This window comes from Chlorogloeopsis sp. ULAP02, from assembly GCF_038404745.2.
GTDB lineage: Bacteria > Cyanobacteriota > Cyanobacteriia > Cyanobacteriales > Nostocaceae > Chlorogloeopsis.
The window spans coordinates 1-16,079 of record NZ_JAYKTT020000005.1 but is presented as its reverse complement, the minus strand read 5'-3'; the positions used below and the strand labels follow the sequence as shown (position 1 = coordinate 16,079).

Sequence of the window (16,079 nt, the reverse complement as noted above, 5' to 3'; positions counted from 1 at the left end):
TTTTAATAAAATAATGAGTATTTGCGCTGTGGATGGTTTATATTTACCGAGGGAGTGGTACTAAGTCTATGCACCTTCAGTGATGGAGGTCTCTGTAACTAAGACTCTCACACAATCACTAAGAGGTATAGCTGGTTTGGTGTTAGATAATTGGCAAATTCATACCACTTGCTTAATTGGTACAGATAAACATTAAACTTATAAATTCTACCAACCGCATTACCTCTAGCTTAAAACTCAAAGTATCATGTCTAAGGTTCTCGTCTCCGATCCGATTGACCAAGCTGGGATTGATATTTTATCCCAAGTTGCTACTGTTGATATCAAAACAAATCTCAAACCAGAAGAACTAGTACAAATCATTGGTGACTACGATGCACTAATGATTCGTTCTGGTACTCGCGTCACCAAAGAAATCATTGAAGCTGGCACACAGCTAAAAATTATTGGGCGCGCCGGCGTGGGTGTAGATAACGTGGATGTTCCCGCCGCTACCCGTAAAGGGATTGTAGTTGTCAACTCTCCAGAGGGCAACACGATCGCCGCAGCCGAACACGCACTAGCCATGATGTTATCTTTGTCTCGCTACATCCCCGATGCTAATGTATCTGTAAAACGCGGTGAGTGGGATCGCAAAAGCTTCATTGGAGCAGAAGTATACAAAAAAACTCTTGGTGTTATCGGCTTGGGTAAAATTGGCTCTCATGTTGCCAATGTTGCCAAAGCAATGGGAATGAAGTTGCTTGCCTACGATCCCTTCATTTCTACAGAACGAGCAGAACAAATCGGCTGTCAATTAGTAGATCTGGAATTATTGGTACAGCAAGCAGACTACATCACACTGCATATGCCTAAAACTCCAGAAACTACCCACCTGATTGATGCCAAAATGCTGGCAAAAATGAAACCCACTGCTCGGATTATAAATTGCGCTCGTGGTGGCATCATTGATGAAGAAGCTTTGGCTGTGGCTCTCAAACAAGGACAAATTGCCGGTGCGGCTCTAGATGTGTTTGAATCAGAACCCTTGGGAGAATCTTCCTTGAGAGCTTTAGGCAAAGAAATTATCCTCACTCCCCATTTAGGTGCATCGACGACAGAAGCACAGGTGAATGTAGCGATTGATGTTGCCGAACAAATTCGGGATGTATTGTTGGGATTACCAGCGCGATCAGCAGTTAACATTCCTGGACTAGGCCCTGATATATTGGAAGAACTCAAGCCCTATATGCAGTTGGCAGAAACTCTGGGTAAGCTGGTGGGACAGCTAGCTGGAGGTAGGGTAGAATTACTCAACGTTAGACTGCAAGGTGAGCTAGCAACCAATAAGAGTCAGCCTTTAGTTGTCGCATCCCTAAAAGGACTTCTTTACCAAGCACTACGGGAACGGGTAAATTATGTAAATGCTACCCTTGAAGCAAAAGAACGAGGAATTCGCGTCATTGAAACACGCGATGCTGCAATTAAAGACTACGCAGGTTCTTTGCATCTAGAAGCTACAGGTTCTTTGGGTACTCATTCTGTGACTGGTGCTTTGTTGGGCGATGGAGAAATCCGCCTGACTAACATTGACGGTTTCCCTGTTAACGTTCCTCCCAGCCAGCATATGCTATTTACCCTTCACCGGGATATGCCGGGAATTATTGGTAAACTTGGTTCCTTGTTGGGCAGCTTTAATGTCAATATTGCCAGTATGCAGGTAGGTAGAAAAATTGTTCGCGGTGATGCAGTGATGGTTCTCAGTCTTGATGATCCTTTACCGGATGGGATTTTGGCTGAGATTATCAAAGTACCTGGAATTCGCGATGCTTATACAGTAACACTTTAAAAGGATGAAGGATAAAGGATGAAGGATGAAATATTAAGTAAGTAGGTGGACAGAATGAAACATAAAATATTTATCTGTAATTTACCATCAGCATAACTGCCTTCTACTTAAAAATTCTTTCATCCTTTAGCCTTTACACTTCATACTTTAGATATGGCTAATACTTGGTGGGAACTAAAGATTTTTTGTGAGCCAGACTTAGAAGATTCTATTTTTTGGCGATTAGGGGTTTTTGGTTGTCGTGGCACAGCTAGCGAACAAAAAGGAAATTACAGTCTGGTTAAGGCTTACTTGCCGATATTTCAGGCGCAGCTTTTGGATTTAGCAGCGCTATCGTTGTGGCTGCGTCAAGACGCTCTTTGTATGGGAATTTCAGCACCCACCATGCATTGGCAGTTGATAGATGAACAAGATTGGGCAAGTAGTTGGAAACAATATTGGCAACCGCAAGAAATTGGCGATCGCTTTTTGATTAATCCTGCATGGCAGCCGCTTCCAGAAAATTCAGATCGCTTGCTAATCCTGCTCGATCCTGGTATGGCTTTTGGTACAGGTACTCACGCCACAACTCAATTATGTTTAGAATCTTTGGAAATGCGGCTGGGTAATTCTCTGACTCAGGTACAGGGAGGAGATGCGGTAATTGCCGATATTGGTTGTGGTTCAGGAATTCTCTCTATTGGTGCGTTGCGATTGGGAGCAAAAAAAGTATACGCGGTAGATAACGATCCCCTAGCAGTGCAATCTACTGAAGAAAATCGCGCTCTCAATAATATCGATCCTGACAGCCTAGTAGTGGCACAAGGAAGTGTAGATGTTTTGATAAAACTGGTTGCAGAGCCAGTTGATGGTATTGTTTGTAATATTTTGGCTGATGTAATTATTGAACTAGTACCGCAGATGAGTGCGATCGCCAAAGCTACAACTTGGGCTATTTTTAGCGGCATCTTAGTTGAACAGTCGCAAGCAGTTGCCGACACTTTAGAAAAACATGGTTGGATCGTAGCGACTTTGTGGAAACGTAAAGAATGGTGTTGTTTAAATGCGCGGCGTTCTTAAGAAAACCTTTGTAGAGACGCGATATATCGCGTCTCTACACCTGGATTCATAACGCGCTTGGGCAACGCCGTTTAAAAAAATGCAACTATACAATCAAGAGAATACTTGCCAGTCACAAATGCTTAGACTCTTGTCACATCTTCTTGACTTAACTGCTGCTCCACCTTACTAATAGCAGCATTCAGCCCAGCAAGTTTAGTCTCCAAATCATCTCGCATCGTCTTAAGAAATCTCAACTTACGCTCTAGCTGAGTCTTGCGAGAAACAGACTCTCCGCCATAGCAAGAGTTATACCAAACATTAAAGGGAAACATAATTGTCCTGTCTAAATAAAACCCTACTTAAATTTTGACTAAAATTATTGTGAGATGAGGGAGAAGAGTATAGAGGGAAAACCGAATAATGCTTTAAATCAGAATCCCCGACTTCTTTGAGAAGTCGGGGATCTGTGTCTTAAAATAAGAAGCGTCTGGCAATATCCTCATAGAAATCTCGATAAGTCCAGTAGCCTAAATGTGCTTCTACACCCCATTGACTTGGATATTCCATCTTAACATTATCTAATTTTTCATAATAATCTAGATGACCACTAATCGGATCTTGTAGATGATAATAGTTAACCCATTGGATTTTTTCTAGTTGGCATTGCACAGGATTAACATTCAAGTATGGAAGTTCCCAAATATATAACGGTTTAATCCGAAAAGAATTTAATTGTTCTAAAATACGCCGTCTAATGTATTGATGATGCTGCCCCATTTCTCTAAAGAAAAAAGCAATTTTATCTAATGGGGAACCAAAGGAAATTAATCCTGTAATTTTGTCAATCTGTAAACTTTTACCCAAATCTTGAGCAAGACTAGCTTCTAAGCACAAAAGATTGAGAGTGTCATAGGCAATACAACTACCTAAAGAATGTCCAGCTAGTATTACTTGGTCATAATTGGCTTGTTTATCCTTCAGAAGCGCTTTCAGCCTTGTTAAGGATTCTGCTAATATTTTCTCTCGAATCCAGTGGTAAGGAGATTTCATATCTGTAGTAGTGTAGATAGCAACATCTGCCACAAAATTTACTAACAATGGAGTTACAATTTCTTTACTCAATTGCCAAGCTGGTTGCAGAAAACGACCACTAAGAAATGGACTTATTATCAGCAAAATTAACCATACTAACAGTCGCAAAATAGGAAATATTAAGTTAAATATACGTATAAATATTGTCAGCCAACGTAAGCGAAATATAAAAATTCCTTTTCCTTGCTTGTCTTTTAAAAGTTCTTCTAATAAAGGTTTATTTTCTTTACGGCTGTAAAAGTCTATTGTGCCTTGTAGTGTTCGTTCAGCCCACTGTAAAATTTCCGGAATACTAATTTTATTTTCTGTATCAGGCGCCCAGTAGTATTCATGAATGTCTATGAAATCTTCTGCTTGAGAATTAGCCGAATTGATTCTGACAAAACTTTCTGTCCAAGGATAGCCTGTTGATAGTTTTCGCTTTTTAATTAGATGTTCTAGCTGAATCTGTAAATTTTCGTCTTTTAAGAATTGGAGCAAGTTCTGAGCAAAATAGTCCATAGTTTCAAATGGACTTTGTTCTCCAACACCGTGAATAACAAGAAATGCTGTACGACCTTTAGGAAATTTAATATTAACATCTTGATTGTTCATATTAATTCACACTTACCTGCAAAATCTTGATTTTTCAAATCCGCCTTATGCTCTACAGGCTGGAAGCCTGAGGCAACACGTACATAGACGCCGTAGGCGACTTCCCAGAGGCTAGCCTGCCAATACGGGCTAGAAAAAAAGGGTTAAAAAACAGATTTGGTATTACTTCTTCAGTTAAAAAAGCATCTATTAAATAAATCCAGCATTAATAGGGATTATTTCGGAATTGTAAAATACAGATTTAGATTGGATGAAAAATACATTCTTAAAACAATAATTGGATTATAAACGCAATTATTCAAGCAATAATTAGATTAATTGCCACTTACCGTTTTATTTAGCAATATTTACTTGATTATAGAGAAGAAAGCTTCCTCTCCAACTTTTGATATAGTGATCCCAAAAAAAATATGAAGTAAATTACGAAATATAGTAGTTCGTCAATAAAAAGACTGGCAATTTTAAAGTCACGAACTACACTGCCTATTTTTGCTGAGTAGATAGAGAATTGATTAGGGAGAAAATACTTATGACTACAGTTATAAAAGAAACTTTTTTATCAACTTCTAAAGAGCGATCGCTCATTCTCTGGTTCGACGAAGTTGGCATTGCTGACATACCCCTAGTTGGGGGCAAGAACGCATCTTTAGGCGAAATGATTCAGCAACTCATGCCTAAAGGAATTAAAGTACCGATTGGGTTTGCAACTACTGCCTATGCTTATCGTTATTTCATTCAATCAGCAGGGTTAGAAGCAAAGCTCCGAAAACTCTTTGTTGACTTAGATGTAGATAGTGTCAGGAATTTACAAGAACGAGGAAAAAAAGCGCGATCGCTCATCTTACAAACACCATTTCCACCGCAATTACGCAATGCGATCGCTAAAGCCTACCAAAGTCTCTGCGAACTATACAATCCAAATACAGATGTGGCTGTTCGCTCCAGCGCCACCGCCGAAGACTTACCTGATGCTAGTTTTGCCGGGCAACAAGAAACCTATCTTAACGTCACTGGTGTGGAAGGAGTTTTAGCAGCTTGTCATCAATGCTTTGCTTCCCTATTTACAGATCGCGCTATTTCCTATCGCCACATCAAAGGATTTGACCACTTTAGCATTGCTCTCGCCGTCGGCGTGCAAAAAATGGTGCGTTCCGATTTAGCATCTTCTGGAGTCATGTTTTCTATTGAAACGGAAACAGGCTTTAAAAATGCTGCGCTAATTACAGCAGCCTATGGTTTGGGTGAAAATGTTGTTCAAGGAACTGTCAATCCTGATGAATATTATGTATTTAAACCAACTTTAAAAGCAGGTTTTCGCCCTATTATCGATAAAAAATTGGGCAGTAAAGAATTAAAAATGGTTTATGATCACGGTTCTAAATTTACTAAAAATGTAGCAGTTACAAACGCAGAAAAAAGTAAATTTGTTCTTTGTGATGACGAAATTTTACAACTAGCGCGGTGGGCTTGTTTAATTGAAGATTATTACTCCCAAATCAACGGCACTTACACGCCGATGGATATCGAATGGGCAAAAGACGGCATTACTGAAGAATTGTTTGTTGTGCAAGCACGCCCGGAAACAGTGCAATCTCAGAGAAAACAGAATGTCTTGAGGACTTATCGGCTATTAGAAGAGGACAAGGGGACACGGAGACACGGAGACACGCCCCGTCCCCACCTCCCCGTGTCTGTTGTAACTGGAAGAGCCGTAGGTTCAGCCATCAGCCAAGGGAAAGTGCGGGTAATTATAGAAGCCGATAAAATCGAGCAATTCCAGCCAGGAGAAGTACTTGTCACCGAAAGAACAGATCCCGACTGGGAACCAATTATGAAAAAAGCCAGTGCGATTATTACTAATTCTGGCGGACGCACTTGTCACGCAGCTATTATTGCACGAGAATTAGGTGTACCTGCAATTGTCGGATGTGGTAATGCTACGGAAATCTTGAAAACTGGTCAAGAGGTGACTGTTTCTTGTGCCGAAGGAGAAGAGGGGCGGGTTTATCTAGGATTGCTACCTTTTGAGGTACAAGAAGTTCTTTTAGAAGATTTACCTCGTACCAACACGCAAATTTTGATGAATGTGGGCAATCCCCAGGAAGCCTTTAATTTATCTACCATTCCTAATGATGGGGTAGGTTTGGCGCGAACAGAATTTATTATTGCCAACCACATCCAAACTCATCCAATGGCATTGATTCATTACGAGCAGTTAAAAGATGAAGTTGTGAAGGAAAAAATAGCCGCAATCACCGCCCTTTACGATGACAAACCCCAGTATTTTGTTGATAAATTGGCACAAGGTATAAGTAGAATTGCTGCGGCATTTTATCCTAAGCCAGTTATTGTCAGAATGTCGGATTTTAAAAGTAACGAGTATGCAAATTTACTAGGTGGAAAACAGTTTGAACCTGATGAAGAAAATCCCATGCTGGGTTGGCGAGGAGCAGCACGTTACTATGATGAAGGTTATCGTCAAGCTTTTGCCTTAGAGTGTAAAGCCATCAAGCAAGTCAGAGATGAGATGGGTTTGACAAATGTGATTCCCATGATTCCCTTTTGTCGTACACCCGATGAAGGACGCCTGGTGTTAGCAGAAATGGCAAAAAATGGGTTAAAGCAAGGTGAAAATAACTTGCAAGTCTATGTAATGTGTGAGTTACCCAATAATGTCATAATGGCTGAAGAGTTTGCTGAGGTTTTTGATGGTTTTTCCATCGGTTCTAATGACCTCACTCAGTTGACATTGGGATTAGATAGAGATTCGGCATTGGTAGCGCGGTTATTTGACGAGCGCAGTCAGGGAGTAAAGCGAATGGTGAAAATGGCGATCGCAGCTGCAAAAAAACATCACCGCAAAATCGGTATTTGTGGGCAAGCACCTAGCGATTATCCAGAATTTACCCAGTTTTTGGTAGAACAGGGAATTGATTCCATCAGTCTCAATCCTGATTCGCTACTAAAAACTATGCTGGAAGTGGCAAAAGTAGAACAGCAAACTCATCTAGACAAAGCACAGCCCTGAATCTAGTGGCTCGCAAGTGTCCATTAAAATTTGGCAACATGGAGCCTGCCGAACAGTAAGGCAGGCTCTAAATCAACCGCGTCCTTAATATCTAATCAGTTAATCACGGGAAAATCCCACAACTAAGCATAAAAACTCTTTCCCTGTTCCCTGTTACCTGTTCCCTGTTAAGAGTTCTCCGTTCCCTATTTTCAAGACAGAAACAGGAATACAGCTACTTTATTTTCTGAGCTTGCATATTCCTAAGATAAAGTGAGAAAAGTGAGATTTAACCAAGTCTTTCAGCAATGAGCGCAACGACAACTAAGCCGAAACGATTTGATTATCAACTGTGGCGGAGATTTGTGACGCTTGCCAAACCTTACTGGTTTTCTGAACAAAAGTGGAAAGCCAGAGGGCTGTTAGCGCTGTTGATTTTGTTGGCATTATTAGTTAACGCTATCAATGTCAGTATCAGCTTTATTTTCAGAAACATTGATACTTCACTGGCAACTTTTCCGCAAACAGGAGATACAACAACATTTTGGCGATTCATCGCTATTTATGCAGGACTTTTAGTAATTGGTACTCCGATTGTTGTCATGTTTAGCTATATCCAAGACAAGCTAGGATTGTTCTGGCGGGATTGGCTGACAAACCGTTTTCTGGATAAATATTTCCAAAATCGTGCCTATTACAAAATTAATTTTAATGAGAATATTGACAATCCAGATCAACGTATATCTGAAGACATTAGGTCATTTACCCGCACCAGCTTATCTTTCTTACTACTGATTCTGACATCAATTGTGACTCTAGTTTCTTTCACTGGAGTCTTATTATCTATTTCTGTTTACCTATCAATTGCACTAATTATATATGCATTGATCGGAACAATAGTCACAGCTTGGATCGGTCAACGTTTAATTGGCATTAACTTCAATCAACTTAGAAAAGAGGCAGACTTTCGTTACGGTTTAGTTCATGTTCGGGATAACGCTGAATCAATTGCTTTTTACCAAGGTGAGTTTCAAGAATCTCTGCAACTTAGACAGCGTTTTTTGTTAGCAATCCGCAACTTTGATTTGTTAATTAACTGGCAGCGGAATTTAGGTTTCTTTACTCAAAGTTATAACTACTTTGTTTCTGCACTACCTTATATAGTAATTGCGCCCATCTACTTTGCAGGTCAAACTGATTTTGGCACATTTACCCAAGCAGCAATTGCCTTCCAGCAAATTTTCAGTGCTTTATCTGTTGTAGTTAGTCAGTTTGAAAACCTAACTGCTTTTGCCGCCGGGATAGAACGTATGGGAGGCTTGGCTGATGCCCTAGAAATAGAATCCAAGCCGCAGCCTGGAATGACAACTATCGACACAACAGAAGACTCCCAATTAGCATTGCGCCACGTGACGCTGTTGACTCCCAACTATGAACGTACTTTGGTGAGGGAACTGTCACTCAGCTTGCAGCCAGGGGAAGGTTTAGTTATCGTCGGTAACAGTGGTAGCGGTAAAAGTTCCTTATTGAGGGCGATCGCTGGATTATGGAATGCGGGTACAGGGCAAATTATTCGTCCTCCTCTAGCAGAGATGATGTTTTTGCCGCAACGTCCTTATATGGTGTTGGGTTCTTTACGCAGTCAGTTGCTTTACCCCAAAACTAATGGCGAAATTAGTGAAAGCAAGATGCATGAGGTACTAGAGCAAGTCAACTTAATCGACTTGCCAGAACGAGTGGGAGGCTTTGACGTAGAGTTAGACTGGTCAGGTGTATTATCTTTGGGAGAACAACAACGCCTTGCCTTCGCGAGACTGCTGTTGAATATACCCAACTATGCCATCTTAGATGAAGCAACTAGCGCCCTCGATCTTGCCAACGAACAAAAACTGTATCAGCAACTACGGACACAGCAAGCTACCTTGATCAGCGTCGGACACCGTCCTAGCTTGCTACAATACCACGAGTATGTATTAGAACTGGATGGAAACTCTAATTGGCAGTTGGTACCTACCGAGGAATACACAGCTAATCTGAGTGCATTCAGCTAATTAGATTTTCAAAGTTTTGCTGTTCAAACTAGATATCCCGAAAACCGCTTTTAGATGGGAAAATGACGAAACAGCCAAGTAAAAAGATTGATTATTGGTTTTGGTTAGGCATTGCAGGTATATTTATTCTCTCGCTTGCCCTGCGGTTTTGGGGACTAGAGAGATTTAATACCTTGGTATTTGACGAAGTTTACTACGCCACTTTTGGCAATAACTACCTTACCCACAAACCTTTTTTTGACGGTCATCCACCAGTTGGTAAACTGATTATTGCAGTGGGAATATGGCTTGGCAGTCACCTTCCCTTTGGACAAGATATGGTAAATGGGCTAACAGGTTCAGTGCGATCGCCCTGGAGTTATCGTTGGATTAATGCTCTGTTTGGCTCATTTATTCCCCTAATTATCGCTGGCATTGCCTATCAGTTAAGTTATCGCCGCAGCTTGGCTTTGCTTGCTGGTTTGTTCGCAGCCACCGACGGCATATTTATAGTTGAGTCTCGTTATGCCCTCATCAATATCTATATAGTTGTGTTTGGGTTGTTAGGGCAATGGTTGTTTTTATTGGCACTAGCCAAACAAAGACAGCAACGCAGATTTTATTTAGTACTTGCTGGTATTGCTTTTGGTGCTGCTATTGCCACGAAATGGAATGGTTTGTGGTTTCTTTTGGGTGTTTATCTGCTTTGGATCTTCGCTTGGGCGTGGAAAATTCTCATTGCCAGACATCAAGTAACTGATGTAAATAATCACTCCTCTGCCACACCTGCTACACAATCCGATGTCAACATCATCAATGGCAGACACAACCTTCATTTGTGGGAATCTGATCAGAATTTATCACCACTACAAAACTTAACTCAGCTTAATATTTTTCATATTGCTTTTTACTTAGGAATTATTCCTGTTGTCATTTACACTTTGATTTGGATTCCTCACCTACTAATAGACACAAGATTCAATTTCATCGAAGTTCACAAACAAATTTTATCGTTTCATGAAGGTTTAGGCGGTAATACTTCTAAGGTACATCCTTACTGCGCTCCTTGGTATACATGGCCTTTAATGATTAGACCAATGGCATACTTATACCAAACAGCAACAAGTTTACAAGAACCATTGCCCGTCATGGGGCCACCTTTACCTACGGGGACTGGAGAAGTAGTTTATGATGTCCATGCTATGGGCAATCCTTTTTTATGGTGGTTTGGTTTAGCGGCATTGTTGTTTTTAGTACTAATGCTTGGATGGTTAGTAGTAAATTCTTTAGTCAAGCAAAAGCGTTTTTCTTCTGTTGCAGTGCTTTCACTTGATACTTGGATTGCCTTGTACTTGGTTTTAAATTATGCCGCTAATATACTTCCTTGGGTGACAGTAAATCGCTGCGTTTTTATTTATCACTACATGACAGCAGTGGTATTTGCATTTTTAGCGATCGCTTGGTTTGTGGATCAGTGTCTTCGCAGTTACTACAAACCACTCCGCGCTGTTGGTGTCACCATTACCTTCATCATTCTCGCTGCTTTTGTTTTCTGGTTGCCTATTTATTTGGCTTTACCTCTGTCTCCTGAAGATTACAAATTGCGGATGTGGTTCAATTCTTGGATTTAAACAGAAGGCAGAGGGTACAGAGAAGTTAGAGCGGAGGCTTCCTTCGTAGCGTAAAGCCCTGCGGGCATGGCTGCGCTTACCGCGCAGTGTCTCGCTTTGCGACTTAGCTCCTCCACAAGGAGGCTCCAAACTTCGGAGAGGCAAGAGGTAGTAGACGCGGTAGACGCGGTAGATGCGGAGTAGCTACTTACCCTGCACCGAACCCCTACGGGGAACTGAAGGTGAAGTTTGAGCTTTTGAGGGTGAAAGTTGAGCTTTTGAGGGTGAAGTTTGAGCTTCTGAGGATGAAAGTCGAGCTTCTGAGGATGAAGTTTGAGCTTTTGAGGATGAAAGTCGAGCTTCTGAGGATGAAGTTTGAGCTTTTGAGGATGAAAGTCGAGCTTCTGAGGATGAAAGTCGAGCTTTTGAGGATGAAGTTTGAGCTTTTCAATCTTCCACTCTACCCCTCTACCCCTCTGCCTTCTGCCTTCTGCCTTCTGCCCTCTGCCTTCTACTCTACAAACTTAGTAATTTATGCATATAAAAAGCATTGTTTATTCATCAAAGTACATATTGAGAGTATGTAATAATAAACGACTTTTAACATTAATTAGCTGAATACTCCTCTATGACTTGTTAGACTGGGAACGCAAGTTAATTGAGAAACACTGCAAAAACAACTAAAGGCGGGAAAAGACTTAAGAATTCAGACAAGATTTTTATAACTTGGGAAATTTAGCAAGATTATAATCCTGTCGTTTAGCTTTAACTATCTGTGATTAAAAAGGTAGTTACAAAAATTAATCTACTGAGAGTAGTATACCCAATTGGTAATTCAGGCGATCGCTACTTTAGTTTTGAACGATCCGCAAGGAAAGAGGAGGATCTAAATGGTTAAGGAATTAGAATTGCAAAATATTAATTTGACTAATTTGAAAGAGCCACCAATTCATGTTATTGGTCAAATTCAACCATATGGCGTACTTTTGGTTTTAGAAGAGCCAGATTTAAAGATTTTGCAATTTAGCAGTAATACATCCAGTGTTTTTGGCATTACTCCTGAAGAACTACTGCAAAAAAAACTGGAAGATTTATTAGATCCATTCCAAATAGAGAGAATTAAAGCAGGACTTTTAGAAGAAAGTCTAGATTTTATCAATCCTGTCAAAATTTGGTTGAGAAGAAAAGGTGACGATTACGTAGTATTTGATGGAGTATTTCACCGTAATATCGACAATGTTTTGATTTTAGAGTTAGAGCCTGCTATCTCTCAGGAAAATATCCCCTTTCTCAGTATTTATCATTTAGCTAGAGCTTCCATCAGCAGACTAGAAGAAACAGGAAATACCCGTGATTTGTGTCAAATTATTGTGCAAGAAGTGCGAAAAGTCACTGGATTTGACAGGGTAATGCTGTATAAGTTTGATGATGATGGGCATGGCTCCGTACTTGCTGAAGAAAAACTAGAAAGTATGGAATCTTATCTGGGCTTGCATTATCCAGAGTCGGATATTCCCAAACCAGCCAGAAAATTATTCAGTTCAAATTGGATCAGAATAATTCCAGATACCCATTCTCAGCCTGTAGCAATCTTTCCTGCTGTTAACCCACTCACTCAACGTCCCCTCGATTTAACCAACTCTATTCTTAGAAGCCCCTATAGTTGTCACATGGAGTATCTACACAACATGGGCGTAGGTGCTTCTTTAACCATCTCTTTAATTAAAGAAGGTAAACTTTGGGGATTAATTGCTTGCCATCACCAAACACCCAAATATGTTTCCTATGAGTTACGCAAAGCTTGCGAATTCTTGGGGCGAGTGATATTTTCTGAACTTTCAGCCAGAGAAGAAACCGAAGATTATGACTACAGGATGCAGCTGACATATGTTCAATCAGGATTGATTGAACATATGTCCCAAGAAGAAAACTTTATTGATGGTTTGGTTAAACATCAACCAAATTTGCTGGATTTAACCAGTGCGCAAGGAGCAGCAATTTGCTTTGGTGGTAACTATACCTTAATCGGACAAACTCCTGCCGAAGAAGATGTAAACCTGTTAGTCCAATGGCTCAAGAATACCATTAATGAAGACATTTTCTACACAGATTCTTTGCCACGGCTATATCCAGATGCGCACAACTTTAAAAACGTTGCCAGTGGTTTACTTGCTATTCCCATTTCCAAGCGCAATTATGTATTGTGGTTCCGTCCAGAAGTAATTCAAACTGTCAATTGGGGTGGCGATCCTAATAAGGCGTTTGAGGTTAAGCAGTCCAATGGTAGTACGCGTCTTTGTCCGCGTAAATCATTTGAGTTGTGGAAAGAGACAGTTCGCTTAACTTCTTTGCCGTGGCGTTATGTAGAAATTAAAGCTGCACTAGAACTGCGCAAAGCAATTGTCAACATCGTGCTGCGGCAAGCAGATGAACTGGCACAGTTAGCGCACGATCTAGAACTTTCTAACTCGGAATTGAAAAAGTTTGCTTACGTCGCCTCCCACGACTTGCAAGAACCATTAAATCAAGTAGCAAACTACGTGCAATTGTTGGAGATGCGCTACAACGACTTTCTTGATGAAGACGCTAAAGAATTTATCACCTTTGCCGTCGAGGGAGTCAGTCTGATGCAAACACTAATTGATGACGTGTTGGCATACTCCAAGGTAGATATGCAAGCAATTGAGTTTGAACTAACGGAGGTAGATACAGCTTTAGAACGCGCCCTTGCCAATTTGCGCAAACGCATTAGCGAAACTGGTGCCACGATCACCCACGATCCTTTGCCAACAGTGATGGCTGATCATACCCAACTAATGCAACTGTTCCAAAACCTGATTGGCAACGCCATTAAATTCCGTAGCGATCAAGCACCAGAAATTCATGTCGGTGCCACTCGCTTAGAAGATGAATGGCTATTTTCAGTCCGAGACAATGGTATCGGTATCGATCCACAATTTAGCGATCGCATTTTCGTTATCTTTCAACGCCTGCACACCCGTGATGAATATGCAGGTACAGGCATGGGCTTGGCTATCTGCAAGAAAATTATCGAGTGTCACAGAGGGCGGATCTGGGTAGAATCACAACTAGGAGAGGGTGCAACATTCTACTTTACAATACCCGTGGGAGGGCGCGATCGTGAGCGTAGAAACGGACGAAAAGCACAAAACAATATTTTTGGTAGAAGATAACAAAGCTGACATCCGCCTGATCCAAGAGGCATTGAAAAATAGCTTGATACCGCACCAAGTCGTCACTGTCAGAGATGGGATGGATGCAATGGCTTATTTGCGCCAAGAGGGCGAGTATGCTAATGCACCCCGCCCCGATTTAATTCTGTTGGATTTAAACCTGCCTAAAAAAGATGGCAGAGAAGTTCTAGCAGAAATTAAAAACGATCCCAACCTCAAACGCATTCCCGTAGTAGTACTGACAACCTCACATAACGAGGAAGACATTTTTCACAGCTACGACTTGCACGTAAATTGCTATATCACCAAATCCCGCAACCTTAGTCAGCTATTCCAAATTGTTAAAGGAATAGAAGATTTTTGGTTATCTACTGTGACTCTGCCATCTGACTAAGGACAACAAAACAAGTGAATCGGGAAGACAAGGGAAAGGAAGCACTTTCTACTTTGTCTTCCTCTGTTCCCTGTTTATTCGCTCCACACTTTGCATTCAGCACTTGTAAAACAAACTATGGTTGGAAGCTCAGTAAAAATCTTGTTAATTGAAGATAACTTAGCAGAAGCTAGGTTGTTACAAGAGTTTCTGAAGCAAGCCCAGTCAAAGGAGTTTACTTTAATTCACGTTAAACGATTGGGAGAAGCCCTAGATATACTAAGTAATTATATTGATCAAGATAATCCTTTTGATATTATTTTGTTAGATCTAACGCTACCAGATAGTCAAGGATTGACATCTCTCCCGATTCTGAGCCACCTTGCTCCTACCTTGCCGATTGTAGTGCTAACTAATACCAATGATGAAGCGCTCGCAATTGAAGCAGTGCGGCAAGGCGCACAAGATTATCTCGTCAAGCGGCAGGTGAATTTAGAAGTGCTCCTGCGCTCTTTGCGCTATGCAATAGAGCGCAAGCAAGCTTTAGAATGCTTACGAAAAGATAATAAAAGTTTAGAAATTAGAGTACAAGAAAGAACGGCTGAGTTGCTTAAAGCAAAAGAACTCAACCAGTTTAAATCAGAATTTGTCTCAATGCTCTCTCATGATATCCGCAATCCTCTAAACACAATCCTATTAGCGGCTGGATTGTTGCAGAGCAACGATGACAAATTGCCCAAGGAAAAAAAACTGAATCATTATCAGTTAATTCGTTCTGCTGTCAAAAGTATGTCGCAACTATTGGATGAAGTTTCATTCATAGGTAAAGCCGATACAGGTAGACTTCAGTGTGAACTTGTGCTTGTGGATTTGGAAGCCTTCTGCCGTCAGTTAACTCAAGAAACTGAACTAAGTACAGCCCAGAAGCAAATCACAATTGTGTTTACTGCCAGTGGACAGTTGGATGAGGCATTATGGGATGAACACCTATTGCGACACATTTTAGGCAACTTGCTTACCAATGCCATTAAGTATTCGCCTGCAAACAGTAAAGTTCATTTTGAACTCATAGGTCAGGATAAGTCAGTAATATTCCGGGTAAAAGACCAGGGCATCGGTATTCCTCAAAACGAGCAACAGCACTTATTTCAACCTTTCCAACGTGCTTCCAATGTCGGTGCGATTCCTGGCACTGGCTTAGGACTAGCAATTGTCAAAAAGTGCGTAGAAGCACACGGTGGTGAAATTTTAGTTGAAAGTGAGGTGGGAGTAGGCACAAGTTTTACTGTGACGCTGCCAATGATTAAAGA

11 protein-coding genes are annotated in these 16,079 nt (G+C 40.9%); 9 read left to right on the top strand and 2 right to left on the bottom strand.

Going from position 1 to position 16,079, the window contains the following annotated elements; translation table 11 throughout:
* Window positions 1-247 precede the first annotated feature (247 nt).
* Both serA and prmA read left to right on the top strand, forming a co-directional pair.
* The gene (gene serA, locus U2718_RS03930; RefSeq protein ID WP_341995278.1) at window positions 248-1,828 is read left to right on the top strand and encodes a phosphoglycerate dehydrogenase; all 1,581 of its coding nucleotides are present in this window, start codon (window positions 248-250) and stop codon (window positions 1,826-1,828) included.
* Between the two features lie 153 nt (window positions 1,829-1,981).
* Window positions 1,982-2,887 (top strand): 50S ribosomal protein L11 methyltransferase, encoded by a 906-nt coding sequence (prmA, locus tag U2718_RS03925; RefSeq protein ID WP_341995276.1) that lies wholly within the window; start codon window positions 1,982-1,984, stop codon window positions 2,885-2,887.
* A gap of 122 nt (window positions 2,888-3,009) precedes the next feature.
* On the opposite strand, the gene U2718_RS03920 is transcribed toward prmA, so the two are convergent.
* Complete coding sequence (locus tag U2718_RS03920) at window positions 3,010-3,201, bottom strand: hypothetical protein (RefSeq protein WP_341995275.1); 192 nt, start codon at window positions 3,199-3,201, stop codon at window positions 3,010-3,012.
* A gap of 139 nt (window positions 3,202-3,340) precedes the next feature.
* The gene (locus U2718_RS03915; protein WP_341995273.1) at window positions 3,341-4,555 is read right to left on the bottom strand and encodes a hypothetical protein; all 1,215 of its coding nucleotides are present in this window, start codon (window positions 4,553-4,555) and stop codon (window positions 3,341-3,343) included.
* A 529-nt stretch (window positions 4,556-5,084) separates the two neighbouring features.
* Here U2718_RS03915 and ppsA point away from each other — a divergent pair.
* The 7 genes from ppsA to U2718_RS03880 form a co-directional block, all read left to right on the top strand.
* Entirely contained in the window at window positions 5,085-7,583 is a 2,499-nt protein-coding gene (gene ppsA / locus U2718_RS03910; protein WP_341995271.1) for a phosphoenolpyruvate synthase, read from the top strand.
* A 287-nt stretch (window positions 7,584-7,870) separates the two neighbouring features.
* Window positions 7,871-9,613: an ABC transporter ATP-binding protein/permease gene (locus tag U2718_RS03905; protein ID WP_341995269.1), complete on the top strand. Its 1,743-nt coding sequence runs from the start codon at window positions 7,871-7,873 to the stop codon at window positions 9,611-9,613.
* Between the two features lie 62 nt (window positions 9,614-9,675).
* Complete coding sequence (locus U2718_RS03900) at window positions 9,676-11,223, top strand: dolichyl-phosphate-mannose--protein mannosyltransferase (protein ID WP_341995268.1); 1,548 nt, start codon at window positions 9,676-9,678, stop codon at window positions 11,221-11,223.
* A gap of 221 nt (window positions 11,224-11,444) precedes the next feature.
* Complete coding sequence (locus U2718_RS03895) at window positions 11,445-11,789, top strand: hypothetical protein (RefSeq protein WP_341995267.1); 345 nt, start codon at window positions 11,445-11,447, stop codon at window positions 11,787-11,789.
* A gap of 303 nt (window positions 11,790-12,092) precedes the next feature.
* Entirely contained in the window at window positions 12,093-14,396 is a 2,304-nt protein-coding gene (locus U2718_RS03890; protein ID WP_341995265.1) for an ATP-binding protein, read from the top strand.
* Window positions 14,344-14,790, top strand: a complete 447-nt coding sequence (locus U2718_RS03885; RefSeq protein WP_341995263.1) for a response regulator — start codon at window positions 14,344-14,346, stop codon at window positions 14,788-14,790. The genes U2718_RS03890 and U2718_RS03885 overlap by 53 nt, the downstream gene beginning before the upstream one ends.
* A gap of 117 nt (window positions 14,791-14,907) precedes the next feature.
* The coding region (locus U2718_RS03880; RefSeq protein ID WP_411813221.1) for an ATP-binding protein at window positions 14,908-16,079 on the top strand (1,172 nt) is incomplete at its 3' end.